Source organism: Citricoccus sp. I39-566, from assembly GCF_031432995.1.
Taxonomy (GTDB): Bacteria; Actinomycetota; Actinomycetes; order Actinomycetales; family Micrococcaceae; genus Citricoccus; species Citricoccus nitrophenolicus_A.
The window spans coordinates 1951279-1977971 of record NZ_CP133842.1; the positions used below are offsets into that span (position 1 = coordinate 1951279).

19 protein-coding genes, 1 tRNA gene and 1 pseudogene are annotated in these 26693 nt (G+C 72.8%); 8 read left to right on the plus strand and 13 right to left on the minus strand.

Going from position 1 to position 26693, the window contains the following annotated elements:
• Positions 1 to 28: 28 nt before the first annotated feature.
• From rph to RE421_RS08990, 3 genes are read left to right on the plus strand one after another with little or no spacing between them, the layout of a single operon-like run.
• Entirely contained in the window at positions 29 to 814 is a 786-nt protein-coding gene (rph, locus tag RE421_RS08980) for a ribonuclease PH (protein ID WP_309808931.1), read from the plus strand.
• Entirely contained in the window at positions 811 to 1509 is a 699-nt protein-coding gene (gene rdgB / locus RE421_RS08985; RefSeq protein ID WP_309808933.1) for an RdgB/HAM1 family non-canonical purine NTP pyrophosphatase, read from the plus strand. Before rph ends, rdgB begins: the two co-directional genes overlap by 4 nt.
• Complete coding sequence (locus RE421_RS08990) at positions 1509 to 2573, plus strand: exonuclease domain-containing protein (RefSeq protein ID WP_309808934.1); 1065 nt, start codon at positions 1509 to 1511, stop codon at positions 2571 to 2573. Before rdgB ends, RE421_RS08990 begins: the two co-directional genes overlap by 1 nt.
• A 68-nt stretch (positions 2574 to 2641) precedes the next feature.
• Here the strand turns inward: RE421_RS08990 and RE421_RS08995 are convergent, their stop codons facing one another.
• From RE421_RS08995 to RE421_RS09005, 3 genes and pseudogenes are all read right to left on the minus strand, one after another.
• Entirely contained in the window at positions 2642 to 3139 is a 498-nt protein-coding gene (locus tag RE421_RS08995; RefSeq protein WP_309817232.1) for a DUF222 domain-containing protein, read from the minus strand.
• Positions 3140 to 3321: 182 nt separating this feature from the next.
• Positions 3322 to 4707: pseudogene (locus tag RE421_RS16820) on the minus strand (DUF222 domain-containing protein); the annotation flags it as partial.
• Positions 4649 to 5572 carry a LysR family transcriptional regulator gene (locus tag RE421_RS09005; RefSeq protein WP_309808938.1) on the minus strand — a complete coding sequence of 308 codons (924 nt, stop codon included), beginning with the start codon at positions 5570 to 5572 and terminating at the stop codon, positions 4649 to 4651. The pseudogene RE421_RS16820 and the gene RE421_RS09005, both read right to left, overlap by 59 nt.
• Before the next feature lie 192 nt (positions 5573 to 5764).
• On the opposite strand from RE421_RS09005, the gene RE421_RS09010 reads away from it, so the two are divergent.
• Positions 5765 to 7033, plus strand: a complete 1269-nt coding sequence (locus RE421_RS09010; RefSeq protein ID WP_309808940.1) for a Glu/Leu/Phe/Val dehydrogenase dimerization domain-containing protein — start codon at positions 5765 to 5767, stop codon at positions 7031 to 7033.
• Between the two features lie 18 nt (positions 7034 to 7051).
• On the opposite strand, the gene RE421_RS09015 is transcribed toward RE421_RS09010, so the two are convergent.
• Complete coding sequence (locus tag RE421_RS09015) at positions 7052 to 7813, minus strand: maleate cis-trans isomerase (protein WP_309808942.1); 762 nt, start codon at positions 7811 to 7813, stop codon at positions 7052 to 7054.
• The gene (locus RE421_RS09020; RefSeq protein ID WP_309808944.1) at positions 7810 to 8685 is read right to left on the minus strand and encodes an Asp/Glu/hydantoin racemase; all 876 of its coding nucleotides are present in this window, start codon (positions 8683 to 8685) and stop codon (positions 7810 to 7812) included. The genes RE421_RS09015 and RE421_RS09020 overlap by 4 nt, the downstream gene beginning before the upstream one ends.
• Before the next feature lie 334 nt (positions 8686 to 9019).
• Here RE421_RS09020 and RE421_RS09025 point away from each other — a divergent pair, with 334 nt between their 5' ends.
• Positions 9020 to 10396 carry an amidase gene (locus tag RE421_RS09025; protein WP_309808946.1) on the plus strand — a complete coding sequence of 459 codons (1377 nt, stop codon included), beginning with the start codon at positions 9020 to 9022 and terminating at the stop codon, positions 10394 to 10396.
• 38 nt (positions 10397 to 10434) lie between these two features.
• Here RE421_RS09025 and RE421_RS09030 read toward each other — a convergent pair whose 3' ends face one another.
• Both RE421_RS09030 and RE421_RS09035 read right to left on the minus strand, forming a co-directional pair.
• Positions 10435 to 10953: a DUF3830 family protein gene (locus tag RE421_RS09030; RefSeq protein ID WP_309808948.1), complete on the minus strand. Its 519-nt coding sequence runs from the start codon at positions 10951 to 10953 to the stop codon at positions 10435 to 10437.
• Positions 10954 to 10969: 16 nt separating this feature from the next.
• Positions 10970 to 12238 carry an aminotransferase class III-fold pyridoxal phosphate-dependent enzyme gene (locus tag RE421_RS09035; RefSeq protein WP_309808950.1) on the minus strand — a complete coding sequence of 423 codons (1269 nt, stop codon included), beginning with the start codon at positions 12236 to 12238 and terminating at the stop codon, positions 10970 to 10972.
• An 88-nt stretch (positions 12239 to 12326) separates the two neighbouring features.
• Here RE421_RS09035 and RE421_RS09040 point away from each other — a divergent pair, with 88 nt between their 5' ends.
• Positions 12327 to 13823: an NAD-dependent succinate-semialdehyde dehydrogenase gene (locus RE421_RS09040; RefSeq protein ID WP_309808952.1), complete on the plus strand. Its 1497-nt coding sequence runs from the start codon at positions 12327 to 12329 to the stop codon at positions 13821 to 13823.
• 21 nt (positions 13824 to 13844) lie between these two features.
• Here the strand turns inward: RE421_RS09040 and RE421_RS09045 are convergent, their stop codons facing one another.
• Positions 13845 to 14966, minus strand: a complete 1122-nt coding sequence (locus RE421_RS09045; protein ID WP_309808954.1) for an ADP-ribosylglycohydrolase family protein — start codon at positions 14964 to 14966, stop codon at positions 13845 to 13847.
• Positions 14967 to 15056: 90 nt separating this feature from the next.
• Here RE421_RS09045 and RE421_RS09050 point away from each other — a divergent pair, with 90 nt between their 5' ends.
• Both RE421_RS09050 and RE421_RS09055 read left to right on the plus strand, forming a co-directional pair.
• Positions 15057 to 16277: an exonuclease SbcCD subunit D gene (locus RE421_RS09050; RefSeq protein ID WP_309808956.1), complete on the plus strand. Its 1221-nt coding sequence runs from the start codon at positions 15057 to 15059 to the stop codon at positions 16275 to 16277.
• The gene (locus tag RE421_RS09055; RefSeq protein WP_309808958.1) at positions 16274 to 19417 is read left to right on the plus strand and encodes an AAA family ATPase; all 3144 of its coding nucleotides are present in this window, start codon (positions 16274 to 16276) and stop codon (positions 19415 to 19417) included. The genes RE421_RS09050 and RE421_RS09055 overlap by 4 nt, the downstream gene beginning before the upstream one ends.
• 3 nt (positions 19418 to 19420) lie before the next feature.
• Here RE421_RS09055 and RE421_RS09060 read toward each other — a convergent pair whose 3' ends face one another.
• The 5 genes from RE421_RS09060 to bcp all read right to left on the minus strand — a co-directional run bounded on the left by RE421_RS09060 (position 19421) and on the right by bcp (position 26645).
• Positions 19421 to 22621, minus strand: a complete 3201-nt coding sequence (locus RE421_RS09060; RefSeq protein ID WP_309808960.1) for an efflux RND transporter permease subunit — start codon at positions 22619 to 22621, stop codon at positions 19421 to 19423.
• Positions 22622 to 22661: 40 nt separating this feature from the next.
• Positions 22662 to 24146, minus strand: a complete 1485-nt coding sequence (locus tag RE421_RS09065) for a malate:quinone oxidoreductase (RefSeq protein WP_309808962.1) — start codon at positions 24144 to 24146, stop codon at positions 22662 to 22664.
• A gap of 65 nt (positions 24147 to 24211) precedes the next feature.
• The gene (locus tag RE421_RS09070; RefSeq protein ID WP_309808964.1) at positions 24212 to 25942 is read right to left on the minus strand and encodes an ABC transporter substrate-binding protein; all 1731 of its coding nucleotides are present in this window, start codon (positions 25940 to 25942) and stop codon (positions 24212 to 24214) included.
• 61 nt (positions 25943 to 26003) lie between these two features.
• Positions 26004 to 26088, minus strand: a tRNA-Leu gene (locus RE421_RS09075).
• An 80-nt stretch (positions 26089 to 26168) separates the two neighbouring features.
• Positions 26169 to 26645: a thioredoxin-dependent thiol peroxidase gene (gene bcp / locus RE421_RS09080; protein WP_309808966.1), complete on the minus strand. Its 477-nt coding sequence runs from the start codon at positions 26643 to 26645 to the stop codon at positions 26169 to 26171.
• Positions 26646 to 26693 lie beyond the last annotated feature (48 nt).

Consider the following 26693-nt stretch of genomic DNA (forward strand, 5'->3'; position numbering starts at 1 on the left):
GTCCGGACCCCTCGGTAGGATGGCGGGCATGACCTCATCGACAACCGGCGCCACCGGCCTGCCCGAGAACAGCCGTTCCCACACCGCCCGCCAGGACGGCCGCTCCGTCAACGAGCTGCGCCCCATCAGCATCACCCGCGGCTGGTCCCGGCAGGCGGAGGGGTCCGCGCTGATCGAGTTCGGCAACACGCGCGTGCTGTGCACCGCCTCGTTCACCGAGGGCGTGCCCCGCTGGCTCAAGGGCGAGGGGACCGGCTGGGTGACCGCCGAGTACGCCATGCTGCCGCGGGCCACGAACACCCGCTCGGCGCGCGAGTCCGTCAAGGGCAAGATCGGCGGCCGGACCCATGAGATCTCCCGCCTCATCGGCCGCTCCCTGCGTGCCGTGATCGATCTCAAGGCCCTGGGGGAGAACACCATCGTGCTGGACTGTGACGTGCTGGAGGCCGACGGCGGCACCCGCACTGCCTCGATCACCGGCGCCTATGTGGCCCTCGCCGAGGCGATTGCCTGGGCGAAGGGCCAGGGGATCCTGAAGGCCTCCTCTCAGCCCCTCAAGGACTCGGTGGCCGCCGTGTCGGTCGGGATCATCGACGGGACGCCCATGCTGGACCTGCCCTACGTGGAGGACGTCCGGGCCGAGACGGACATGAACGTGGTGGTCACCGGCTCCGGCGACTTCGTCGAGGTCCAGGGCACCGCCGAGGGCGCGCCCTTCAACCGGGCCGAACTGGACTCGCTGCTGGACCTGGCCGTCGAGGGGACCGCCGAGCTGGCCCGCATCCAGACCGAGACCCTGGCCGGCGAGCGGTGAGCCGCCCCGGCGCCGCGGGCGTGGAGCCCCGGCTGGTGCTCGCGACCCGGAACCCGGGCAAGCTGCGCGAGCTGCGTGAACTGTTGCGCGGCGAGGTTCCCGGACTCGACGTGGACACCCAGGTGGTGGACGCCGCCGCCGTGGGCGCCCCGGACGTGGTGGAGGACGGCGTGACGTTCGCGGAGAACGCCCTGAAGAAGGCCCACGCCGTGGCGCGCCACACGGGCCTGGTGGCAGTGGCCGATGACTCCGGGCTCTCCGTGGAGATCCTCGGGGGCGCCCCCGGGATCTTCTCCGCCCGGTGGGCCGGCCGGCACGGCGATGACGCGGCCAACCTGCAGCTGTTGCTGGACCAGGTGGCCGACATCGGGCCGCAGCACCGCAATGCCGCCTTCATCTGCGCCGCCGCCGTGGTGACGCCGGCGGGCGCGGAGCATGTGGAGCTGGGCTTCCTCACGGGGACGCTGCTGACCGAGCCCCGGGGGACCGGCGGTTTCGGTTACGACCCGATCCTGCAGCCCCACGGCATGAACGTGTCCGTGGCGGAGCTCGATCCCGCGGCGAAGAACTCCATGAGCCACCGCGGTGCGGCGTTCCGTCAGCTCCGACCGGAGCTGGTGCGGTTCCTTGACGGTACTGCTGGTACAGGTGGGACTGGCGGTGCTGGCGGGCCCGGCGGAGCCGGAGGGCGCTGATGGCGCTCGATTTCACGGCACTGGACTTCGAGACGGCCAACGGCTTCCGCGGCTCCCCGTGCTCGGTGGGACTGGTGCGGGTGCGCAACGGCCGGCCCGTGGAGCGCGTGCACTGGCTGATGCGTCCGCCGGCCGGATTCGACCGGTTCGACCCGCGGAACGTGGGGATCCACGGGATCACCGCCGAGCAGGTCGCCGCCGCGCCCCGGTTCGACGAGGTGTTTGGTGACCTGGCCGACTTCGTCGGCACTGATCCCCTCGTGGCGCACAACGCCGGCTTCGACGTGGGCGTGATCGAGTCAGCCCTCGAGGTCTCCGGGCGGGACATCCCACGCCTGGACTACGCCTGTTCGCTGGTGATGGCCCGGCGAACCTATGACCTGCCCTCCTACGCCTTGCCGATGGCCGCGGCCGAGGCCGGCCATCCCCTGGTGAACCACCACGACGCCCTCGCCGACGCCGAGGCCTGTGCCTGGATCATGATCGATGTGGTGGGCCGGCGGTCCGCCACGGCCGAGGGCGTGTTGGAGACCGGACTGGCCGACATGCTGGCCCTTGACGGGGTCAGCCTTCGGCAGCTCGAGTCCCGCCGTGCCGGGACCGGGCCGGAATCCCGCGCGACCCGGCAGGCACGGGGGCTCGGACCGGTGTTCGATGCCACCGTGGACCTGCCCCACGCCGCCCGACTGCCGGACCTGATGCACTGGCCGGACGAGGGGACCAACCCGGAGCCGGCGGCGGATGCCGACCCTGCACACCCCCTCTATGGCCAGACCGTCGTCTTCACCGGGAACCTGGGCATGCCCCGACAGGAGGCGAAGAACCGCGCCGCCGCCTGGGGTGCGAGGCCGGCCAGCCGCGTGAACGCCCAGACCAGCATGCTGGTGGTCGGCGACGGCTTCCGTGCCGCGGACCTGGACACCACCGTGCGGGGCGGGGCCACGGGGCACCGCAAGACCCGTGATGCCCTGGCACGCCGGCGGCAGGGTCAGCACGTGGAGCTGGTCTCGGAGCCGGAATTCCTGCAGATGCTGGATGGCAACTGGCCCGCAGCCGCCGGATAGGGACGCACCTCTGCTGGTGCCGCTCGCGTTGCTGCTCCCTCTGCGTCTCCCGCAGCCTCCGCGCCGCGTCAGGACCGCCAGTAGTGGTTCCGCAGCGGCGTCCGGAACGGGTCGATGAACGGTGCCGGGACGAACCACGGGATCCCGTCCTCCAGGGTGATGTCCCAGGAACCGGCGTGCACGGCGAGATGGTGCCGGTTGCACAGCAGCACGCCGTTGTCCACGCTGGTCGGTCCGCCCCGCGTCCACCACTGGATGTGGTGGACCTCGGTCCACGGGGCGGGCATGGTGCACCCCGGGGCCGCACAGCCGCCGTCTCGCGCGGTGACCGCCCGGCGGAGCCGTGCCGGGAACAGCCGTTGCGCGCGGCCCACGTCCAGCACCTGTCCGGCGCCGCCGAGCACCACCGGGAGGAGGTCAGCGTCGCAGGCCAGGGTCCGGATGATCGTCGGGCTGATCGGCCCGGTGAAGACGGCCCCGACCGGTGGGTCCCGAGGTCGAACGGTAGCCTCTCCGGTGAATCGGGCGGCTCGGACGGCTCGGTCGGCTTGGACGGCCCCGGTGATCTGGGTGGCTCGGACGGCTCGGACGGTCCCGGTGGGGCAGGCGGCTCGGGTGGTGCCGGTGGGCCCGGCGGTTCAGCTGGATTCGGCGTCGCGTCGTCCCGGGCAGGGAGCTGGTCCCACTGGCCCGCCAGGGTCTCGTAGTCGATCGAGACCATGACGACGGGCCGGCTGCCACCGGAATCGGGCAACCCGTTGCCGTCCGTCAGCGAGAGCGCGCCCAGCAGGGCGGACGTCAGTCCGTCCAGCTGCCGTTGGTGCCGGGTGCGGGGGTCCGTGGCGAGGCCGGCGGCGTCATCCCACCGGCGGTCGGGTTCGGGATCGGCATCGGTCGCGTCCTCCGCAGCCGACTCACCCTCCGCCATGGTCTCGCCCTCGGGGACCATCGGGTCCTTGGCGTCCTTCGACCGGGGATTGGTGGCGGCGCCGGCGATGGTGCTGAGGACCTCGTGCTGCAGGTCGTCCGCCACGATCTTCCAGTGGTGGAACTGCCGCCGCTTCCCCTGATAGGAGAGTCCCTGCCGGACGTTCGGCAGCGCGTCAGAGGGCTCGGCGCCGTCCGGATTCAGGGTGTGCTGCGCCCATTCGCGCCAGCGGGCGCAGGCGTGACGCATCGACTCGGCATCCAGGACACAGCCCTGGCCGGTCAGCATGTCCTCGCCGCGCGTGAGCCACTCCTGCGTGAGCCTCTCCTCGGCGCCGCCGGCCTCGGCGTCCTTGCGGGTCTCCTGCAGGGCGGTGGTGATGAGGTCCAAGGTGTCAGGGTCGATCCGACCGTGTCTGAACGCCTCGGCCAGGACGGGGAAGGTCGGGCCTCGCTGGTGTCCGGAGAGCTCGGGGACCGGTGGCTGGGTCGTCCGGGCCCGCCTGATCCGCCGGCGCGCCTCCGGCCGCGAGATGCGCAGGGTCCGGACCATCCAGTCAGGGGCGTCGCGGAAGGGGCGGGCGCCGCCGGGGATGCCGAGCATCGGTTCTCGGAGGCCGCCGTCCTCCATGGCCTGAGCGGCGTGACCGGCCAGGGCCGTGTGGACCGCCGTGAGGACCCGGCCCAGATCCTCCACCTCCCGGTGGATGACCGGCAGTGATCCATGCGCGAACAGCGGGGGAGGCGCCACGAAATCGGGTCCGTGGGCCGTCTCGCCCGGGACGATCGGCGCCACGGTGTCCTTCCCGGCCCATCCGAGGTCCGGTGGGGCCGGGACCACCCGGTCGAAAGCGCCCAGGGTGGTGGGCCCGGACAGGCGGTCGGCGAGGACATCCATCGCCTGACGGGCGATGGCCAGGACCTCGGTGGTGGTCAGGGCGTCGAGGTCCCGTCCGCCGTCTGAGCGGTTCGCGCCGTTGCCGGGTACAACTGCCATGGCCGGGTCCTCCTTTCCGCACGTCCGCCGGTGTCCTCCGCCGATCAGAAGCTCCAGTCCGAGCATCCGGTTCGGCCTCGCACATATATTCGAACACAGCCGACGGACACGATAAGGATCCGATCCGGGGACTGTGGACGGATCCGGGGGATCAGTCGGTGGTGGAGGAGGCGGCCAGCCCCTTCTCGGCGGCGGCCCGCCGGAAGGCATCGATGACCAGATGGAGCGAGTGGCGGGGCGTGGGCGTGGTGCGATAGGCGATGGACACCGTGCGCATCACGGGTTCCTCGAGGGCGATGAGGTCCACCCCGGCGGGGACCAGCTCGAGTGCCAGGTCGGACACCAGGCTCACGCCGAGACCCCCGGCGGCCATGGCCAGGGCCGTGGGCTGTTCGGCCACGGTGTGGGCGATCCGCGGTTCGAATCCCTGCTGCTGGCAGGCCGTGCGGACGGCGTGGCCGAAGTGGTCGCTGGCCGGGGCCAGGATCCAGGGATACTCCGCCAGCTGGGCGAGCCGGACGGTCTCGGTGGGGACCATCCCCGCGGGCACGGCCGCATGCAGTCTTTCCACGGCCACGAGCGTCTGGGACAGGCCGGGCTCCGCATGTGCCGGGGTGACGGAGTAGTCGATCACGAAGGACAGGTCCAGGGCGCCGTCCTTGACCGCGCCGGCTGATTGCTCGGGGTCCAGCTCCACCGTGCGGACGACGATGCCGGGGTGGTCGATCGCCAGTGCCGTCAGGGCCGGGGGGACCAAACTCGAGGCCACCGAGGCCCAGACCCCCGCCGTCAGGCGCGCGGTCACCCCGTTCTGCGCCTGCTCCAGCGCCAGGGTCGCCTGATCCACCGAACCGAGGATCTGCTCGGCATGCTCGGCGAGGACCAGACCCAGCTCGGTGAGCAGCAGCCGCCGCCCGTGGCGCTCCACCAACCGGACACCCACGTCACGCTCCAGCTGCGCCAACTGCTGGGAGACGCCGGACGGGCTGTAGTGCAGCGCGGCCGCGACCGCGGTCACGGTGCCGCGCAGGTGCAGCTCCCGCAGCATCCTCAGCCGGCGCAACGACAACTCCATGCGCGCCAGCATAGGTCTGGGCCGGTCTGACGGGCGAGACCTTGCAGCTTCCCTGCACGGCACCGTTCAGGAACCGTCGATGGACGCCACCGTAACCGGCCTCCACGCTGGGAGGACACAGCACAGAACACAGCTCACAGCACGGCGGACCGTCTTCACGGACCAGCCGCACTGACGATGGAGGTGGCGTACATGACCCTGACCCAGAACCCCGGTGACGGCCGGGCACCCTGTGGCGCTGGCTCTCGGACCGACGTCTCCCCGCGCACCGACCCCTACACGCGCAGTGACCCCTTCGACCGCCCGCCCGAGCACGAGGTGGCCTGGACGGACCCCGTCACCGGCACTCGGGGATGGTTGGTGGTGCACACTCTCGTCGGCGGGCTGGCCACCGGCGGCACCCGCATGCGCGCCGGATGCACGCGGGACGAGGTCGCGGACCTGGCCCGTTGCATGGCCACGAAGACGGCGGCCTTCGGCCTCCCCGTGGGCGGCGCCAAGGCCGGCGTGGACCTGGACCCCCGATCCCCGGGTGCCCTCGGCGTCCTGGAGCGCTTCTTCGCCGACCTGCGCCCCTGGCTCGAGCGGTCCTGGGTGACGGCCGAGGACCTCGGCGTGGCGCAGTCGGACCTCGACGCGGTCTTCACCCGGCTCGGACTGGACCAGTCCTTCCATGCGGCGATGCTGCGCTCGCCGAACCCGGCCGCCACCCTCGAACGGGTCCGCCGGGGATTGGCCGCCCGGGACGGCGACGGCCTGCCCCTCGGCGACGTGATCGGCGGTTACGGCGTGGCCCAGGCGTGCCTGGCCGCGGCGACGGCCCTCGGCTCCGGCCCCGCGAGGGCCACGGTGGCCATCCAGGGGGTCGGGACCATGGGCGGCGGCGCCGCCTGGTACCTGCACGAGGCCGGCGTGCGGGTGACAGCGATCGCCGACGCCGCCGGCACCCTGTTCCACCCCCGCGGGCTGGACATCCCCGCCCTGTTGGCCGCGCGGGACCACTACGGCGAAATCGACCGGGCCGCGGTGCCGGCCGACGTCGAGGTCCTGCCCCGGGACGCCGTGCTCGCGGCGCCCGTGGACCTCCTGGTCCCCGCCGCCGTCTCCTACGCGCTGCGCGCGGAATCGGTGGCGGACATCGCGGCCCGCGCGGTGGTCGAGGCTGCGAATTCACCCACGACGCCGGCCGCGGAGGAACGGCTGGCCGTGCGCGGCATCCCGGTGGTCCCGGATTTCGTAGCCAATGCCGGGGCCGCCGCCTGGGCCTGGTGGCTGCTGCAGGATCAGGTGGGGACGGACCCGCAGGACTCCTTCAGCCGCCTCCGCACGGAGATGCAGGGCAAGGTGGCGTTCATGCTGGACGCGTGGCATACCGGGAACCTGCTGCCGCGGCGCAGCGCCTGGGGCTTCGCGGCCGCCAACCTGGAGGCGCTCGCGGGCCGGGAGATCACGATCCCCTGAACACACGACCTCCCGGGTTCACGGTGCCTGAGCGAAGAGCGCTCCCCATCCTGGAGCGGCGGTGACCGCCGTGCCCGCGAGCCGCAGGCCGTGCCAGATCGTCACCTGGTTGGCGGTCAGGACCGGCTTGCCGAGCCGGCCCTCCAGGCCTTCCACCACGCCGAGGGTGTGCAGGGCCGTGTCCGGGATGAGGACGCCTCCGGCGGAGTCGCGGTCCGCCCGGACCGCCAGGTCCATCACCTGCTCGGCGGTCAGGGTGCCCACCTGCGCGGCCGTGGTGATCCCGGCGCTGCCGAGGGCCTCCACCCGGACGCCGGAGGCCAGCAGGAAGTCGGCGAAGAGCTGCGCCACCTCCGCCGGGTAGCTGGCGGCCACGGCCACCCGCTCGATGCCCAGCGCGGCCAACGCGGCGACGAAGGCCTGCGAGGTGCTCGCCGCGGGCACTCCCGCCGCGGCGGCCAGCTGCTCCGCCTGCCGCCGCACCCCCTCGTGGCCGTAGACGAAGCTGGCGGAGGTGCACGCCCACATCAGGGCGTCCAGCCCGCCGGGCGTCACCCGCGCCACCAGTCGACGGGCTCCCGCCGCGAGCCGGTCCGGGGCGCCCAGCTCCAGCAGCTCGGGGACGGCATGCAGGTCCGTGCCGTAGACGTGCTCGAGGGGCAGGTGCACGCCGAGCCGCTCGGCCGCCGTCGGGTACTCGTCCTCCGCGGCGTGGTCCGGGTAGATGATCCCGACGGTGGGTGGCCGCGTGGGTGGCCGGGCGGCTGACGGGGTGTTCAAGGTGGTCCTTCCCGGAAGACGCCGGCCAGCCACCGCCCGGGGCCGACCATGGGTAGTCCCATCCGGCCCAGGCAGGCCCACACGGTGAGCTGGTTGGCCGTCAGGACGGGCTTGCCCAGCCGCCGTTCGAGCGGCTCGATGATGTCGTAGGTGGGCAGGTTGGTGCAGGAGACGAAGACCGCCTGGGCCTCCGGGGTGTCCGCGGCCAGGATGAGCTCCGCCACGGTGCGGTAGTTGACCCGCCAGATGCCCCCGCCCAGGCCCAGGTGGTGACGCCGGGGGACCGTGACGCCCAGCTCGCCCAGGTAGGCCACCAGCCGGTCCGTGAGGTCGGCGTCGTAGGGGGTGATCACCGAGACCCGCCGCAGCCCCAGGGTCCGCACGGCCTCGGCCAGGGCGCCCGAGGTCGTGACCGCCGCCGGGGCACCGGCCTCCAGGATCGACCGCCGCAGTCCGGCCTCGTGGTCCAGGCCGTGGATGAAGCTGCCCGAGGTGCACAGGTAGGCCACCACCTCCGGATCCACGCCGAGCACGTCACGCGTGGCCGCCTGGACGTGGCGGCGCTCGGAGACCAGCTCGGCCATCTCGAGGCTGACCGGCACCGGCTCGAAGGGGGTCCGGGCCAGGTGCAGGCTGACCTCCAGCGGGGTCCACCGCCACAGCTCCCGTTCCAGGGCCAGGTCAAAGGGGGCGATGATCCCGACGCCACGCTGCACCACGGGACCGTCGAACGCCCGGTCGCGCAGGTCGGCGTCGCGCAGGTCGGCGTCGCGCAGGCCTCCGTCGCGCAGGTCGGCGTCGCGCAGGCCTCCGTCGCGCAGGTCGGCGTCGCGCAGGCCTCCGTCGCGCAGGTCTGCCTCGACGGGATCCACGGGAATCACCTCGCCTTCTGCTCCGGTGCGGGTCCACCGGAGGCCCGGGCGCCCAAGGGGCGAGGCCCCTGCTGTGGGGCCCTGCTGAGAGGCCCGGTGGAATGGATGGCTGAATGATAGGGGTAGCGCGGGCCCGCGGACCATGGCCGGACCGCGCCGCCGTCGCCTCCGGCCCCGGCAGAGCCGGCGGCGCACCGCGCCCCTTCCATCCCCGCAGATCAAACCCCCATAATGCGGGGACGCGATCCGCCGCGAACCGGCCGCAGCACCGCAGCCGTCCTCGCGCCGTCGCGGTCCTGCACGACCGTCTACACCGTCTACCCGGGAGGTTCAGATGGACCCCACGCAGATGTCCGCCGTCGAGCTCGTGGCCGCCTACTCCAGCCGGGAGCTCTCGCCGGTCGAGGCCACCACCGCCATCCTCGACCGCATCGGCGAGGCCGACTCCGGTCAGGACGGGCTCGGCGCCTACTGCCTCTTGGACCCGGACGCCGCCCGGGGACAGGCGCGCCAGGCCGAGGCCAGGTGGCAGCAGGACCACCCCCGAGGCCTGCTGGACGGGGTCCCGGTCTCCATCAAGGACATCTTCCTGACGGCGGGCTGGCCCACCCTGCGCGGGTCCAGGGCCATCGATCCCGACCAGCCGTGGGAGGTGGACTCGCCCGTGGCCGCCCGGCTGCGGGCGGACGGCATGGTCTTCCTGGGCAAGACCACCACGCCGGAGCTGGCGTGGAAGGCCGTCACGGACAGCCCCCTGCACGGCATCACCCGCAACCCGGTGGACCCGCGGCTGACCGCGGGCGGGTCCTCGGGGGGCTCGGCCGCGGCGGTCGCGGCGGGGATGGGCCCGGTCTCCGTGGGGACCGACGGCGGCGGGAGCGTGCGCATCCCGGCCTCCTTCTGCGGGATCGTGGGTTTCAAGCCCACCCACGGACGGATCCCGCTGTATCCGGCCAGCCCCTTCGGCCCCCTGGCCCATGCCGGCCCCATGACCCGCACGGTGGAGGACGCCGCCCTGCTGATGGACATCCTGGCGCTGCCGGACCACCGCGACCCGACGTCCCTGGCCCCGCCCCAGCGCACCTTCCGCGGGGAACTGAACCGGGAGGTGACCGGACTGCACGTGGCCTACTCCCCGGACCTCGGGTTCGCGCACGTGGACGGGGAGGTCGCCGCCGTCGTCCAGGAGGCCGTCCGGCGCCTCGACGCCGCGGGCCTGCACGTCACCGAGGCCGATCCCGGTCTGACGGATCCGATCGAGGCCTTCGAGGTGCTCTGGGCGGCGGGCGCGGCCACCCTCCTGGACTCCATGCCAGGGGCCCGGCAGACGATCGACCCCGGCCTCGGCCGGGTGTGGGACCGGGGGGAGCGGTACAGCGCCGTGGACTTCCTCCGGGCCCGCAACGTGGCCGCCCAGGTGGGCATCACCATGGGCGCCTTCCACGAGGAGCACAACCTGCTGCTCACCCCCACCGTGGGGATCCCGGCGTTCGAGGCCGGCCACGAGGTGCCTCCGGGCAGCGGCCTGCAGCGGTGGCCGCAGTGGGCCTCCTTCAGTTTCCCGTTCAATCTCTCCCAGCAGCCGGCCCTCAGCCTTCCCGTGGGCACCACGGCGGACGGACGCCCCGTGGGCCTGCAGATCGTGGGACCGCGGCACTCGGACGACCTGGTGCTGGCCGCCGGCCGGTTCGTGGAGCGGCTGTTCGCCTGAGTCTGTTCGCCTGAGCCGATTGGCCTGAGCCGGTTCGCTCAGTCGCGTTCCCAGACCAGCCGCTCCCCGGCGAAGCCGTTCCGCCACAGGTCGTTGCAGGCCACCGCCATTTCCGCCAGGCCGGCCGTCCCGGCCCGGCCGTCCACCACGGTGCCGAACACGTTCCCCGGGACCCAGCCGACATCCCCGTTCAGCAGCAGGTTGTTGCGGTCGTAGAACAGGGCCAGGTCGGTGGCCCCCTGCTCGTGGTGCGCCGCGGTGCCGGCCTCGTAGCCGTAGGCGGGGTTGCCGATCTCCCAGGGTTCGAAGTCGAAGAGGCAGACGTCCCCGGGGATCGGGGTGACGGTGGGGTTCTCCCGCCTCGGCGCCCCCGGGATCCGGGGGACCAGGGTGTAGACCTCGTTGCGGGCGAACTTGGCGTGATAGGCGTCCCCCGTCAGTGGCAGGGCCCGCCACACGGCCTCGCAGGTGGCCGGGGCCAGCTCGTCGAGCAGCCGGACCCGGCAGGACACTCCACGGGAGGCGAGGCTCAGTGTCAGGTGCCGCGCGCCGTCCATCGACCTGTCTCCTCCACTAGATCTCGGCGAGGACGTCCTGCCACACGGACAGCCCCTCGTCGATCTCCTCGGCGGTGACCACCAGCGGGGGGATCATCCGCACCACGTTCATGTGTGCGCCGCACGTCAGCATCAGCAGCCCCTTCTCCGCGGCCACCCTCAGGGCGGTCCTGGCCCGGTCCGGATCGGGCGCGCCGTCCGCGGTGGTGAACTCGCTGCCCACCATCAGCCCCAGGCCGCGGACGTCCCCGATGCCGTGTCCGCCACCGGACCCGTCTGCCGCCTCGCCCGCCGCGGCCCGCGCACCCGCCAGCAGCTGGGTGCCGCGCTCGGCCGCGTTGGCCACGAGCCCCTCGTCCTCGATCACCTGCAGGGTCGCGACGGCGGCCGCGCAGGACACGGCATTGGCACCGTAGGTGCCCCCCTGGGACCCCGGCCAGGCCTTCGACATCAGCTCCTCGGAGGCCGCGATGCCGGACAGCGGGAACCCGGAGGCGATGCCCTTGGCGATGGTGATGACGTCGGGGCGGACGTCGAAGTGCTGGTGCCCGAAGTAGCGGCCCGTGCGGCCGAACCCCGTCTGGATCTCGTCCATCACGAGGAGGATCCCGTGCCGGTCGGCGCGCTCTCGCAGTCCGGCGAAGAACTCGGTGTTGCCGGGGACATAGCCGCCCTCCCCGAGGACCGGCTCCACGATGAAGGCCGCCGTCTCCTGGGGCGAGGTCACGGTGGCGAACAGGTAGTCCAGTTCCTTCAGGGCGAAGGCGGTGGCCTCCTCCTCGCTCCAGCCGTAGCGGTACGCCGTGGGGAAGGGGGCCACGTGCACCCCGGACATCAGCGGGCTGAACCCGGCGGAGAACCGGGTGCCGGAGGTGGTCATGGTGGCGGCGGCCACCGTCCGCCCGTGGAAGCCGCCGTGGAAGACCACCACGTTCGGCCGTCCCGTGGCCTGGCGCACCAGGCGGAGGGCCGCCTCCACGGCCTCACTGCCGGAGTTGGCGAAGAACAGGGAGTCCAGGCTGGGCGGCAGCACACCCTGGAGCCGCTCGGTGAGTTCCTGCAGCGGGCGGTGCATGACGGTGGTGTACTGGCCGTGGATCAGCGAGGCGACCTGCTCCTGGGCCGCCGCGACCACGCGGGGGTGGCAGTGCCCGGTGCTCACCACCCCGATCCCCGCGGTGAAGTCCAGGTAGCGGCGGCCCTCGGCGTCATAGAGGCAACTGCCGAGACCGTGGTCCACGACCACGGGGGTGGCTTGTTTCAGGTGGGGGGACAGGCTGGTCATACATCACCTTCCACGGGGGTGCGGTTGGCAGTTGACAGTACTTCTACGATGGGCTGACCGGCAAGGATCCACCAGGCGGGAGTTCACCATGACCCAGTCCACGAGCCAGGCGACACACCACTCGGCCAGCCAGCCGGACCGGGAGTCGGCGGCCATCGCCTCCGTCCCCACGGGCCTGTACGCGGGCGGGAGATGGAGCACCACCGCACGGACGATGCCCGTCCACGACCCGTCCACGTCAGAGGTCCTCACCGAGGTGGCCGACGCCGGCCCCGAGGAGGCCGCCGCCACCCTGGACGCCGCCGCCGCCGCGCAGGCCGGCTGGGCCGCCACCCCGCCCCGGGAACGCAGCGAGATCCTCGCCCGGGCGTACCGGCTCATGGTCGAGGAGACCGAGCGGCTGGCGCTGATCATGACCCTGGAGATGGGCAAGCCGCTGGCCGAGGCCCGCGGCGAGGTCGCCTACGCGGCCGAGTTCTTCCGCTGGTTCGCCGAGGAGGCCGTGCGCATCGACGGCGGCTACATGACGGCCCCCGCGGGGGACTCCCGGTTCCTCGTGGCCCGCGAACCCGTGGGGCCGTGCCTGCTCATCACCCCGTGGAACTTCCCCCTGGCCATGGGCACCCGCAAGATCGGCCCCGCGCTCGCCGCCGGGTGCACGTCCGTCATCAAGCCGGCCTCCCACACCCCGCTGTCCATCCTCGCCCTCGCGGAGGTGCTCGAACGCGCCGGGGTCCCGGACGGCGTGGTGAACGTGGTCACCACGAGCCGCAGCAACGACGTGATGACCCCGCTGATCCTGGACCCGCGCTCCCGCAAGCTCTCCTTCACCGGGTCCACCGAGGTCGGCAAGTCCCTGCTGGAGCTGGCCGCGAAGACCGTCATGCGCACCTCGATGGAACTGGGCGGCAACGCCCCCTTCCTGGTCTTCGCCGACGCCGACCTGGACGCCGCGGTGGAAGGCGCTCTGGCCGCCAAGATGCGCAACATCGGCCAGGCCTGCACCGCCGCCAACCGCATCCTCGTCCAGGACACCGTGGCCGAGGAGTTCGCCGAGCGGCTCACCCGGCGCATGGCGGAGCTGCCCCTGGGCCGTGGGGTCGAGGACGGCGTCGTCGTCGGTCCGCTCATCAACGCCGGGGCCGTGGACAAGGTCACCGAGCTCGTGGGCGACGCCGTCAGTCGCGGTGCCCGGGTCCGGCTCGGCGGCGAGCGGATCGACCGGCCGGGACACTTCTACCCGGCCACGGTCCTCATGAGCGTGCCGGCGGAGGCGGAACTGTGCAGCACGGAGATCTTCGGCCCGGTGGCCGCGATCTCCACCTTCGAGACCGAGGAGGAGGCCGTGGCGATCGCCAATGACACCCCCTACGGACTGGTCTCCTACCTCTACACCACGGACCTGGCCCGGGGATTCCGGGTCAGCCACGCCCTCGAGGCCGGTATGGTCGGGCTCAACCGCGGCGTGGTGTCCAACCCCGCGGCCCCCTTCGGCGGCGTGAAGGAGTCCGGGGTGGGCCGCGAGGGCGGCTTCAGCGGGATCGACGAGTTCCTGGAGACCAAGTACATCAGCGTGGGGCTGTGACCGGCCCTCAGTCGGTGACGGTCAGCTCGTGGCGGCGGTCCACCGCCCGGCCGCCTCGGCAATGACCTCGCGCTCGCCGATCCACGCCGGCACGGCGCCGTCCGGGAAGATCGCCATGCCGTAGCGGGCGCCGAGCAGCTGGCCCGCCAGGGAGGCGGTGGAATCGGAATCGCCGGAGTGGTTGATGGCCAGCGGCAGGGCGGCACGGAAGTGGGTGGTGGGCTGGGCGGACTCCCCGCCGGTCGCCAGGACGGCGTAGACGGCCACCGCCAGCGCCTCCTCGGCCACCCACCCCTGGCCGAGTTCCGCGGGCAGGGTGCCGGGCAACGACGACGGCCCGCCCGCCTCCTCGGTGTCCGTCCGGTCCTCCGACCCGGCCAGCGCGACGGCCGCGCGCAGAGCGCGGGCCGTGCCGCCGTCGTCGGGCACGGTGTCCAGCCAGTCCAGCGCCGCGGTGACGGCCCCGGCGAACCCGTGGCCCGCCATCAGCCGCGAGACCACCAGGGCGAACGCGGCCGCCGCCGTCCACGCCGCCGGGTGCCCGTGCGTGAGGACGGCCCCCTGACGGGCGAGGGAGACCACGAGGTGGTCCTCGAGGCCGGGCACCATGCCGTAGGGGGCCGAGCGCATCACCGTGCCGCAGCCCTTGGCGTCCGGGTTCTGTGGCTGGCGCGTCAGCCCCATGTCCGGGGAGGACAGCCCGGTCAGGCAGGCGTTGCCGGGGCCCCGGCGCTCGTGCAGCTCGGGACGGTCGTCCAGCCAGCGGGCGGGCGGTGTGGGGGCGCCCTCGGGGATCAGGCCCGTCTGGGTGCGGTACCACCGCAGGCAGGACAGCCACACGCTGGCGGCGGGATCGGCCATGGAACCCTCGTTGGCCCACTCGATCCAGTCCAGCAGGCCATCCAGGACGAACAGCGTCATCTGGGTGTCGTCGCTGACGGGGATCGTCCCGCCGGCGCGGATGGCTGACACCTGCAGGGGGTGGGCCACGCCGGCGTCGCCGTAGTCGGCGCGGATCTGCTCCAGGGAGGAGAACTCCACGGTGTAGCCGAGGGCGTCCCCGGCGGCGCCGCCGGCGAGCAGGCCCAGCACCCGGGAGGCATAGGCGGGTGAATCGGGCCGGGGCGCGGGGGAATCGCTCATGGTCTCCATCGTAGGGATGGTCCGCGGGTGGGCGCGGTGACCTGTGGACACGTGCTTCACGTGTCCCCGCCGCCGGATAGCGTGGGAGTCATGTTGATCCTGCACACCTCGGACTGGCACCTGGGCCGGTCCTTCCACGGCACCGGCATGCTCCAGGCCCAGCGCGAGGTGCTGGACCAGATGGTGGACACGGTCCGCGAGCGCGGCGTGGACCTCGTCCTGGTGGCCGGCGACGTCTACGACCGGGCGCTGCCCGCGGCGGACGCCGTCGAGCTGTTGGACGCCGCCCTGGCCGACCTCGTGTCGGCCGGGGCCCGCGTGGTGCTGACCAGCGGGAACCACGACTCCGCCATCCGCCTCGGGTTCGGCGGCCATCTCATGGGCGCCGCCGGGGTGCACGTGCGCACGCGGATGGACGGCATCAGCACGCCGGTGGTGTTTCCTGACCCGGAGGGTGGCTCGGTGGCCGTGTACGGGATCCCCTACCTCGAGCCCCGGCATGCCGGCCAGGTCTGGGACGTCGAGCCGAACCACCCCGCCGTCACGGCCGAGGCCGTGCGGCGCATCCGGCAGGACGCCGCGGAACGCTGCGGGGGTCCGGCCGGGGACACGGCGATCGTGGTCATGGCCCATCTCTTCGCGGCCGGGGGCGCCGGTTCGGACAGCGAGCGGGACATCGGGGCCGAGCGGCCGGCGGAGTCGGGGACGGGAGACCTGCTGGTCGGGACCCTGGGCCAGGTGCCCGTCACCGCGTTCGACGGCGTGGACTACGCCGCCCTGGGGCACCTCCACGGGCGGCAGCGGATGGCCGAGACGGTGCGGTACTCCGGCTCGCCGTTGGCCTACTCGTTCTCGGAGGCCGGTCACACCAAGGGCGGGTGGCTCGTGAGGACGGCCGGCGGGAGGGTCACGGGGGTGGAGTCCGTGGACTTCTCCGCCGGCCGGAAGCTGGCGGTGCTGCGGGGCAGGATCGATGACCTGCTGGAGGGCGCGGAGCATGCCTGGGCCGAGGACCGCTGGTGCCAGATCACCGTCACGGATCCGGTGCGCCCGCCCCAGGCCTACCGCCGGCTGAAGGAGCGGTTCGATGGGCTCCTGAACTTCGTCCTGGATCCGGAGGGCGCCCCGGCCACGGCTCCCTCCACCTATGCGGCCCGGCTCGCGGCAGCCACCACGGACCTCCAGGTCTGCACCGGCTTCGTGGAGCACGTCCGGCAGCGCCCCGCCACCGCGTCCGAGGCCGACCTGCTGGCCTCCGCGCTCCAGGACAGCCGGCGCCGGGCCGATCAGGGTGAGGGGAGCGCGGCATGAAGCTGCACCGCATCGAGCTGAACGGGTTCGGCCCCTTCGCCGGGCGGGAGAACGTCGACTTCACCACCCTCAACGAGGCCGGGCTGTTCCTGCTCGACGGCCCCACGGGGGCGGGGAAGTCCACGGTGCTCGCGGGGATCTGCTTCGCCCTGTACGGCACGGTCCCCGGCGGCCGCAGTCCGGAGTCGCTGGCGAGCACGCAGTCCCCGTTGGGGACCCGGCCTGAGGTGCTCCTGGACTTCACGATCGGTTCCCGCCGCTTCGAGGTGCTGCGGTGGCCCCGGTACCGGCGCGTGGCCAAGCGTCAGCGCAAGGACTCGGACGGCGTCACCCTGACGGAGGAGAAGGCGGGGGCGGTCCTGCGCGAGTACCGGGACGGCGGATGGCACGAGGTCTCCGTCCGGGCCGATGAGATCGGGCAGCTGCTGCGCCAGGAGCTGTCCCTGGACGCCCAGCAGTTCATGCGCGTGGTGCTGTTGCCGCAGGGGGAGTTCGCCCACTTCCTGCGGGCCGAGTCCAAGGAGAAGGAGACGCTGCTCCGCACGCTCTTCGGCACCGGCCGGTTCGAGGGGGTCGAGGACTCCCTCGCCGACCGGCTCAAGACCGTGGGGCAGTCCGTCCAGCGGGACCGCGACCTCGTGGAGGCCGCCCGCCAGGACCTGCGCCACGCGGTGCAGGAGTCGCTGGGGGAGCAGTGGTGGCGCGCGGCGGACGGCGGAGCCGGTGTCGAAGGGCAGGACGCGCCCGGAGGCGAGGAGCCGGACGGACCGGAGACCTGGCCGGACGCGGTCCTGGTCGATCGGGTCCTGGCCGCCGTGGGCGCGGCCGTTGAGACCGGGCGTCAGGAACGCCACGGGGCGGCGGCCGCCCTGCAGACGGTCCAGGAGGCGGCCGAGCGCCTGGCGCGCCGCCGCGAGGACCTTCAGGCGGCCCAGGCGTGGCAGTCGCGGTCCACGCGGCACGAGCAGCAGCGGGAGCAGGCGTCGGCCGATCGCGTGGCCGTGGAGCGCCACCGGGAGGCCGTGCCGCTGGAACGCCGGGCCGCCGAGGCCGCCTCGGCCGCGGCCGCCGCGGAGGAGTCCACGCTGGCCGTACGAGAGGCGGTCGACCGGGCCCTCGAGCATCCGCGGTGCGCGCAGTGGGACCGCGCCGGGGCCACGGAGGCCTGGGCGGAGCACTCAGCGGAAGAGCACTCCACGGAAGAGCTCACCGCCCGCTTCGACGACCTGCGGCAGCGAGCCGAGCGGGACCTGGACCGCCTGGCCGACCGTGAACAGGATGCGGCGGCACTGGCCACCGCGGAGTCGGACCACGCGCGGCTGCAGGAGGACATCGAGCGGCTGACGCAGCAGGCCCAGTCGGCTGAGGACGACGGGGAGCGGCTGGCCGAGGCCCACCGGGGCCTGCAGCAGCGCCTCGAGGAGCTGGTGGCGCCGGCGGGCGGCCGGGACGCGGCCCAGGAGGACCTGGACCGGGCGACGGCCCGGTGGGAGGCCTCCCTGGCTCATGACCGGGACGGCCGCGCCCTGGCCGAGGCCGAGGACGCCCTGCGCGGTGCCACGGATCGGGCCCAGGCGGCCGTGGACGCGTGGCACCGGGTGGTGGAACAGCGGCTGGCCGGGGCCGCGTCACTGTTGGCCGGTGAACTGGAGGGTGGATCGCCCTGCCCGGTGTGTGGCTCGGCGGAACATCCGGCGCCGGCGGCCGCGGGAGGGGCCGAGATCTCCGCGGCGGCCCAGGACGAGGCGCGCCGGCAGATGGAGGAGCAGACGGATCGCCGGCGCCAGGCCGAGGAAGCGGTGGCGGGCGCCCGGACCACCGCCGAGGCCAGCCGGGTGGCCGCCGGGGGACTCACGCCCGAGGCCGCCGAACTGGCCCGCAGCCAGGCGCGCGATCACCTGGCCGCCGCCCGACAGGCCGCTGAGGACCTCACCGTGGCCCGGGCCGCCCTGACGCAGAACGAGCAGGACCAGCAGCACCGAGCCGCGGCGGCGCAGTCGGCCCGTGGAGAACTCGCGGTGGCCCAGTCCCGGCTCACCGCCACGGCGGAGGCCATCCAGCGGCTCCGGGAGGCCGTGGCCGAGTCCCTGGGCGGGCACTCCTCGCTGGCCGAGGTGCGTCTCGAGCTGGAAGGGGCCAGGGCCGTCGTGGAGTCGGCGCGCTCCGCCGTGCAGCGGGAGTCCACCCAGCGCACCCTCGCCGCCCAGTCGCGCGAGCAGCTCGCCGGGGAACTGGCGGCCAGCTCCTTCGACTCGGTGGAACAGCTGCGCGGTGCTCTCCTGCCCGGCGAGACCGAGGCCCGACGGCGCGCCGCCCTGCGGGACTGGGACCGCGAGGAGGCGGCCCTCACGGAGCTCGCCGCGAGCGCTGCCGTGGTCCGCGGCCGCGCGCTGGCCGGGGAGGGTGTCGCGCCGCCGTCGGAGGCCGAACTCGACGCCCACGCGGAGGCCGTCCGTCAGGCGGCGCAGCGGCGTGACGCCGCGGCCGAGACCACCGGGGCCCTCGAATCGCTGCAGCGGCTCGTGACGCGGCAGACCGGGGTGCTCGCCGAGGTGGCCGAACGCTCCGCCGGGCAGCTGGCGGCCTACGAGGAGACCGAGGGACTGCTGCGGCTGGTCCGCGGCGCGGGGGAGAACTCCTACCGGATGACCCTCGGCGGCTACGTCCTGGCCGGCCGGCTGGAGGAGGTGGTGGCGGCCGCCACCGAACGGCTGCTGGGCATGACGCAGGGCCGCTACGAGCTGCGCCACGACGACTCGGCGCGGGGCCGGGGTGTGCGCGGACTGGACATCACGGTCTTCGACCGCTTCACCGAGGACGAGCGGTCCGCCGCCACCCTGTCCGGCGGGGAGACCTTCATGGCCTCCCTCGCACTGGCCCTGGGACTGGCGGACACGGTGCAGGCCGAGGCCGGAGGCATCGACATGGACACCCTGTTCGTGGACGAGGGGTTCGGTTCCCTCGACCCCGAGACCCTGGCCGACGTCATGGACGTGCTGGACGGACTCCAGGCCGGCGGGCGGACCATCGGGATCGTCAGCCACGTGGAGAGGATGAAGCAGGACATCGGCTACCGGCTCGAGGTGCAGAAGACCAAGCAGGGCTCCCACCTGCAGGTCCGGGTGCCGGACCTGGTGTAGCCGCTACCCCGCGGCGGTCCGGGCCCGGCGCCGCTCGAGCAGTCCCTCGACCAACCGGTACAGCACCGGCACGAGGATCAGGGTCAGCAGCGTGGAGGACACCAGGCCGCCGATCACCACGACGGCCAGCGGCTGGGAGATGAAGCCGCCCTGCCCGGTGATGCCCAGGGCCATCGGGGTCAGTGCCAGGATGGTGGCCAGCGCGGTCATGACGATGGGCCGCAGCCGGTTCAGGGCGCCGTGTTCCAGGGCGGTGGCCAGGGTGTGGCCGGGACGCCGCCGGTACTGGTTGATCAGGTCGATCAGCACGATCGCGTTCGTCACCACGATCCCCACGAGCATCAGCATGCCGATCAGGGAGGGCAGGCCCAGGGAGATGCCGGTGGCCAGCAGCAGCAAGATGGCGCCGGTCGCGGCGAAGGGGATGGAGATCAGCAGGATGAGGGGCTGCAGCAGGGACTTGAACGTGGCCACCATGATGACGTAGACGATCGCCACGGCGGCGATCAGGGCCAGGAACAGGTCGTTGAAGGTCTGCTCCTGCTGGGTGGCCGCCCCGCCGAGCTCGGCCGCGGTCCCCTCCGGCAGCCCGAGCTCGTCGAGGGCGGTCCCGACGGCGGCCGAGACCGCCCCGAGGTCGTCTCCCGCCGGCGTCACGGTGACCACGGCGATCCGGTCGCCGTTCGACGACGTCACCGAGGACAGCACCTCCTGCCGGGAGACCTCCGCCAGCTGGGCCAGGTCCACGGGCCCGCGGGCCGTCATGACCCGGACCTGTCGCAGCCCCTCGAGCGTGGTGATCTCCTCGGGCTCGCCGATCCGCACGGGGTAGTCGGTGTAGTCGATGCGCACGGTGCCGGAGGGGACGGGGTTGAGGGCCGCGGCCGCCTGACCGGCCACCGCCTCCTCGGTCAGCCCGTGCTCGGCGGCGGCCATCGCGTCCACGTCCACCTGGAAGGTGGGCCGCGCCGCGGCGAGGTTCGAGGTCACCTCCGCCGCCCCCTCGATCCCGGTCACGGCCTGCACCACGGCCTGGCTGGCCCGCTCCAGCGACTCCGGGGTCGGCGCCGAGACCTCGATCTCGACGTCCGAGCTCATCCCCATGCCGCCCGCGGTGGACAGCGAGACCTCACCGGCGCCCTCCAGGCCGGCCAGCCCGGTGCGGGCCCGGGTCTGGAGGGCCTCCTGATCCACGTCCGCCTCCGTCAGCACGGTGAACGTGGCCTCGTCCGAGCTTCCGGTCAGCCCCGGGATGAAGCCGGCGGAACCCGCGGTCCACTGCACGTCCTGGACGCCCTCGAGCCCCACGAGCACCTCCTCCACCAGCCCGGCGGCCCGGGAGGTCTCCTCGAGCGAGGACCCCGGCTGCTGGGTGGCCGTGACGGTGAAGGTGTTCTGTCCCGTGTCACCGAGCAGGTTCGTGGGCACCACCGGGATCAGGGCCACCGTGCCGGCCAGCAGGACGCCCGCCGACACCAGCGTGACGGCCGGCCGGCGCTGGGTGCCGCGGAGGACCGGGAGGTAGAGCCGCTGCAGAGGGCCGCGGGCGATCCCGGGGCCGACGGCCGGCAGCGAGGCAGCAGACTCCGAGCCGGCCGGTTCCTGTACCGCCGGCACCGACTCGGCGTGCCGCCCCGCCCGGCGGGACCGCGCGCGCTCCACGGAGCGACCCAGGAACCACCAGGACAGCACCGGCACAATCGTCAGGGACACGAGCAGGGAGGCCATCAGGGCGATCGTCATGGTGATGGCGAAGGGCCGGAAGAGCTCGCCGGCCATGCCGCCCACGAGGGCGATCGGGGCGAACACGGCCACCGAGGTCAGGGTCGAGGCGGTGATGGCGGTGGCCACCTCGCCCGTGCCCGTCAGGATGGCCGTGCGCTTGTCCTGCCCCAGGGACAGGTGGCGCTTGATGTTCTCCACCACCACGATCGAGTCGTCCACCACGCGGCCGATCGAGATCGTCAGGGCACCGAGGGTCAGCATGTTCAGCGAGTAGTCCGAGACGCGCATGCCGATGAACGTCACGAGCAGGGACAGCGGGATCGAGACCGCCGTGACGAGGGTGGACCGGACGGACGTCAGGAAGACGAGGATCACCACCACGGCGAACAGCAGCCCCAGCAGGCCCTCGACGGCCAGGGTGCTGATGGACTCCTCGATGAACGGGGCCTGGTCGAACACCACCGTGATCTCGGCGTCCCCGGCCGTCTCGCCGAGCTGCGCCGTGAGCTCCGGGATCAGCGCGTTGATCGCGTGGGACAGGGTCACGGTGTCCGCATCCGGGGTCTTCGTCACGGACAGCCCGAGGGTGTCCACGCCGTTGGTCCGCGTCAAGGAGGTCGCCTCGCCGTCCCGGATCACGACGTCGGCCACGTCGCCCAGGCGGACCGGCCCGGCGGCGCTGGACGCGCCGTCTCCGGCACCGGCATCAGGACCAGCATCGTCACCGTCCGAGGGGACGAGCGGCACGCCGGACACGTCCTCGAGGGACTCCACGGGGGCGCCAGCCTGGACCGGCAGTGTGAGCGTCCCCTCGGTGATCTGGCCGATCGGGAACAGCCCGACGTTCTCCTCGAGCGCGGTGGTGATGTCACCGGCCGAGAGCCCCGCGGCGGCCAGCGCCTCGTCGTCGGGCAGGACCGCGATGTGCTGGTCGGTGCCGCCGGTCACCGAGGCGGCACGGACGCCGTCGATCTTCTGCAGCCGGGGCACCGCGAGCCGCTCGACCTCGGAGCGCAACTCGTTCAGGCCGACCTCGGGGTCCGGGGAGCCCACGGCCATGAAGACCACCGGGAAGTCCGAGACGGACCCGGCGAACGAGGTGGTCTCGGTGCCCTCCGGCAGCCCGGAGGAGACGTTGGCCACGGCCCGGTCCACCTGGGCACGCGCCCGGTTCAGGTCCGTGCCGTACTCGAAGCGCAGGGCGATCGTGTTCAGCCCCGTGGTGGAGGTGGAACTCGAGGACTCGAGGTCCTCCACGGCCTGCAGCGCCGTCTCCAGCGGCTCGCCGACCTGCTGGTCCACGACCTCGGGGGAGGCCCCCTGCATGACCGAGCTGACGGAGACCACCGGCAGCTCGAGGGACGGGATCAGCTCCTGCTTGAGCTGGCCGACCATCAGCAGGCCGAAGACGGTGGTCAGGACCGTGACGAGGGCGATGAGCGCCCGATTGGCCAGGGAGAACCGTGCCAGGGCGCCCATCGTGGTGGTCCGGGTTCCGGGTGCCGGTGGGCCGGGCCGGTCAGGCCAGCTTGAGGGCGGCGGCGGTGGCCTGTTCGACCTCGTGCATCAGGGTCCGGTCCTCATTGAGCCGGTGGCCCAGGGACGGGATCATCTGGCGCAGCTTCGGCTTCCAGGCGTCCATCTTCGCGGGGAAGCAGCGTTCGAGCAGGTCGACCATGATCGGGGCGGCCGTCGAGGCGCCCGGGGAGGCACCGAGCAGGGCGCCGATCGATCCGTCCGCGGCCGTGACGACCTCGGTGCCGAACTGCAGCACGCCGCCCTTCTTCGGGTCCTTCTTCATGACCTGCACGCGCTGTCCGGCGGTGATCATCTCCCAGTCTCCGCCGTCGGCCTCCGGGTAGAAGTCCTGCAGGGACTCCACCTTCTTGGTCTGGCTCTTCAGGACCTCGCTGACGAGGTACTTGACCAGGCCCAGGTTGTCCTTGGCGACGTTGAGCATGGGCAGCAGGTTGTGCGGGCGCACGGACAGCGGCAGGTCCAGGTAGGAGCCGGACTTCAGGAAGTTCGAGGAGAAGCCGCCGTAGGGGCCGAACAGCAGCGAACGGCGGCCGTCCACGAACCGGGTGTCCAGGTGCGGCACGGACATCGGCGGGGCGCCGACGGAGGCCTGGCCGTAGACCTTGGCCATGTGCTGGTTGACGATGGCCTCATCGGTGCACTTGAGGAACTGGCCCGAGACGGGGAAGCCGCCGAAGCCCTTGGACTCGGGGATGCCGGAGGACTGCAGCAGGTGCAGGGCCCCGCCCCCGGCGCCGAGGAAGACGAAACGGGCGCGCGCGGTGGTGGACTCCCCGGCGGCCTTGTTCTTGACCTTGAGCTCCCAGCGGCCGTCCGTGCCGCGATCCACCGAGGTGACCTGGTGGCCGAAGCGCACGTCCACGCCGGAGTTGGCGAGGTTCGTGGTCAGCTGGCGGGTCAGGGAGCCGAAGTCCACGTCCGTGCCGTTGGTCTGCCGGGAGGCGGCCAGCCGCTGTCCGCCCTTCCGGCCGTCGACCAGCAGCGGTGCCCACTCGCGGATGGTGTCCGGGTCCTCCGTGTACTCCATGGTCTCGAACAGCGGCTGTGCGCTGAGCGAGGCATGCCGGGTCTTGAGGTAGTCGGCGTGGTCCTCGCCCCAGACGAAGCTCATGTGCGGCAGGGGGTTGATGAACGTCTTCGGGTCGCCGATCTTGCCCTCGTTGACCAGGTAGGACCAGAACTGGCGGGTCACCTGGAACCGCTCGTTGATGCCCACGGCCTTGGCCGGGTCGACCGTGCCGTCGGCGCCGCGCGGGGAGTAGTTGAGCTCGCACAGGGCGGCGTGGCCGGTGCCGGCGTTGTTCCACGGGTCGGAGGCCTCGAGGCCGGCCTGGTTCAGGTTCTCGAAGAGCGCGATGGACCAGTCCGGCTGCAGCTGCTGCAGAAAGGTCCCCAGCGTGGCGCTCATGATGCCACCCCCCACCAGGACAACGTCGTAGGTGGTTGCGGCAGACTGCTGGGTCACGATTCTCTCCCGGAGTAACGGTTGGGGTGTGCTGGGATGACGGTTGGGGTCTCCTGCTGACTTTACTACCGGCCCGGGCCGGTCTGTTCCACCGGGACGATCCGGTCGAAGCGCTCGGCCAGCACCGGGGAGGTCGGGTAGGAGACCAGGTCGTGGCCGGCAGCCACGGCGGAGATCGGGTAGACGAGCGGCAGGGCGGGCAGGTCCAGCGCCACGGACTCCGCGACCCGCCGATACAGCGTGGTCCGGGTCTCCGTGCTGGAGGAGGTCGCCGCCCGGGCGAGATTCTCCACCACCAGGGAATTGGCGTAGCCGAACTCCTCCGAGTGCTGACCGAAGAGGGGCTCCAGGAAGTGATGGGGGTCACGGTACTCCCCGGTGCGTCCCAGCAGGTGGAAGGCACGGCCCGCGTGCGCGGGGATCCTGCCCAGGTATCCGTCCTCCCAGGCGACGGGCACCGGCTCCAGGACGAAGCCGACCCGTGCGAGGTCCTCGGCGATCCGCGCGTAGACCGGTTCCGGGGACGGCAGGTAGGGGCGCGAGGTCTGGACCGGGTACAGGAAGGGCAGCGGCTCGCCCCGGTAGCCGGCCAGCTCCAGCAGGCTCCGGGCCTCCTCCCGGTCGTAGTTGTACGTGGTCAGCTCCGGGTGGGTCACGCCCAGGGACGGCGGGACGAACTCATCGGCGGAGGCGGAGCCCGCGAGGAAGTGCTCCTCGGCCAGCGCCCGGCGGTCGATGGCGTGCGCCGCGGCCTGGCGGACGTAGAGCTGGCCCAGGATGGGATGCTGCAGGTTCATGCCGAGGTACAGCACGGAGAACGGGTCCCGCTGGAGCACCTGCGCCCCGCCCTGGACCAGCGGGCGCAGGGTGGCCGGGGTGACGTAGTCGAAGGCGTCCAGCCGGCCGCGGCGCAGCTCCCGGAGCCGCTGCCGGGCGCCGGAGACCACGGCCAGCTGCACGGGGCCGACGGCGGAGGGGCCGTGACGATAGTCGGGCACCACGTCCAGCACGATCGGAGCCGGCTCATCTGCCCCGTCGGCCCCGCCCGCCTCGTCATCCTCGGTCGACTCGCCCCAGCGGAACGGCCCCGTCCCCGCGGGGCGGGCGTCCGGGAGGCTCTCCGGCCCGGTCTCCTCGAGGGACCGGTCGAACCCGGCCCAGGAGGCGGGGGAGCTCAGGGCGAACGGCGGTGAGGTGAGGGCCGCGGCAAGGAAGACGATGGGTTCGGACAGGACGAGGGAGACGGTCCTCTCGCCCACCGTCTGGCATTCCACGTACCGGCACTGCTCGTCGCCCGCGAAGCCGCCGAAGACCGAGGCGAACGCGAGCCGGGGCAAGCGGTCCATCCGGTCCTGGCCGAGGAGCTCGGGCAGGCGGGACCACCTCTCGAAATTGGCGGCCACCAACTCCGCGGTGAGGGGGGTGCCGTCATGGAAGACGACGTCCGGAGTGAGGGAGAAGGTATAGCGCCGGCCGTCGTCGGAGACCCTCCATTGGCTGGCGAGCTGGGGGACGGGGGCGCCGGTGTTGGGATCGACGCCGAGCAGGGTCTCCAGGACCTGGCGCGTGCTGCGGTGGGACTCGGCGTCCACCGTCAGGGCGGGGTCGAGGGACTGCGGCCGCGCCGGGACGCCGATGGTCACGGGCACGGTGACCGGGGACGCCGGCCCGGAGGACGGGGCCGCCCCTGACTCGTCCGGAACCGACTCGCTCCGGACCTGGGCGGCACAGCCGGTCATCGGCAGGACGAACGCGGCCGCCAGGGACGTGATGACGGTGCGGCGTGAGATCTCCACGCGTCCGGGCCTCCCTGCGGCGGATCGGGGACGGAACTGGGGTCGAAGAGGGGACTGCTGCTGGTGCGGGCGGGGGGACTTGAACCCCCACGTCCGAAGACACTGGAACCTAAATCCAGCGCGTCTGCCAATTCCGCCACGCCCGCAAGCCCCGCCAGGCGGGGACAACGGCCCATCCTACCCGGTGGGGACAGCGGCGTCGCAGCCGGCGGGCGGCGACGGCGGCTCAGCCGAGCGAGAGGTCCCGGCGCAGCTTGGCCACGTGGCCGGTGGCCCGGACGTTGTACTGCGCCAGCTCCACGGTGCCGTCGGGGCCGAGGACCACGGTGGACCGGATCAGTCCCTCGTAGGTGCGGCCGTAGTTCTTCTTCTCGCCCCAGGCGCCGTAGGCCTCGGCCACGGCGTGGTCCTCGTCCGAGAGCAGGGGGAAGGTCAGCCCCTCCTTCTCGGCGAAGGACTTCAGCTTGGCGGGAGCGTCGGGGGAGATGCCCACCACGGTGAACCCCTCCGCGGCGAAGGAGCCGAGGTTGTCCCGGAAATCACACGCCTGGGTGGTGCAGCCCGGCGTGGCGGCGGCCGGGTAGAAGTACACGATGACCCGCTGCCCGGCGAGGTCGGAGGAGGAGACCGTGCCGCCGTCCTGGTCCGTGAGGGTGAACGCGGGCGCGGTGTCGCCGGGGGCGAGGCGGTGCTGATCAGTCATGCCGTCCACTGTAGGTCGTCTGGGACGTCAGGCCGGCACGGTGGCGCC

Coding starts and splice junctions, on each gene's coding strand:
- RE421_RS09030 (WP_309808948.1), bottom strand. CDS start 10,953: ATGGACGGCGCGCGGCACCTGACACTGAGCCTCGCCTCCCGTGGAGTG.
- RE421_RS09005 (WP_309808938.1), bottom strand. CDS start 5,572: ATGGAGTTGTCGTTGCGCCGGCTGAGGATGCTGCGGGAGCTGCACCTG.
- RE421_RS08990 (WP_309808934.1), top strand. CDS start 1,509: ATGGCGCTCGATTTCACGGCACTGGACTTCGAGACGGCCAACGGCTTC.
- RE421_RS09060 (WP_309808960.1), bottom strand. CDS start 22,621: ATGGGCGCCCTGGCACGGTTCTCCCTGGCCAATCGGGCGCTCATCGCC.
- bcp (WP_309808966.1), bottom strand. CDS start 26,645: ATGACTGATCAGCACCGCCTCGCCCCCGGCGACACCGCGCCCGCGTTC.
- RE421_RS09040 (WP_309808952.1), top strand. CDS start 12,327: ATGACCCAGTCCACGAGCCAGGCGACACACCACTCGGCCAGCCAGCCG.
- RE421_RS09035 (WP_309808950.1), bottom strand. CDS start 12,238: ATGACCAGCCTGTCCCCCCACCTGAAACAAGCCACCCCCGTGGTCGTG.
- RE421_RS09045 (WP_309808954.1), bottom strand. CDS start 14,966: ATGAGCGATTCCCCCGCGCCCCGGCCCGATTCACCCGCCTATGCCTCC.
- RE421_RS09010 (WP_309808940.1), top strand. CDS start 5,765: ATGACCCTGACCCAGAACCCCGGTGACGGCCGGGCACCCTGTGGCGCT.
- RE421_RS09025 (WP_309808946.1), top strand. CDS start 9,020: ATGGACCCCACGCAGATGTCCGCCGTCGAGCTCGTGGCCGCCTACTCC.
- rph (WP_309808931.1), top strand. CDS start 29: ATGACCTCATCGACAACCGGCGCCACCGGCCTGCCCGAGAACAGCCGT.
- RE421_RS09050 (WP_309808956.1), top strand. CDS start 15,057: ATGTTGATCCTGCACACCTCGGACTGGCACCTGGGCCGGTCCTTCCAC.
- RE421_RS09055 (WP_309808958.1), top strand. CDS start 16,274: ATGAAGCTGCACCGCATCGAGCTGAACGGGTTCGGCCCCTTCGCCGGG.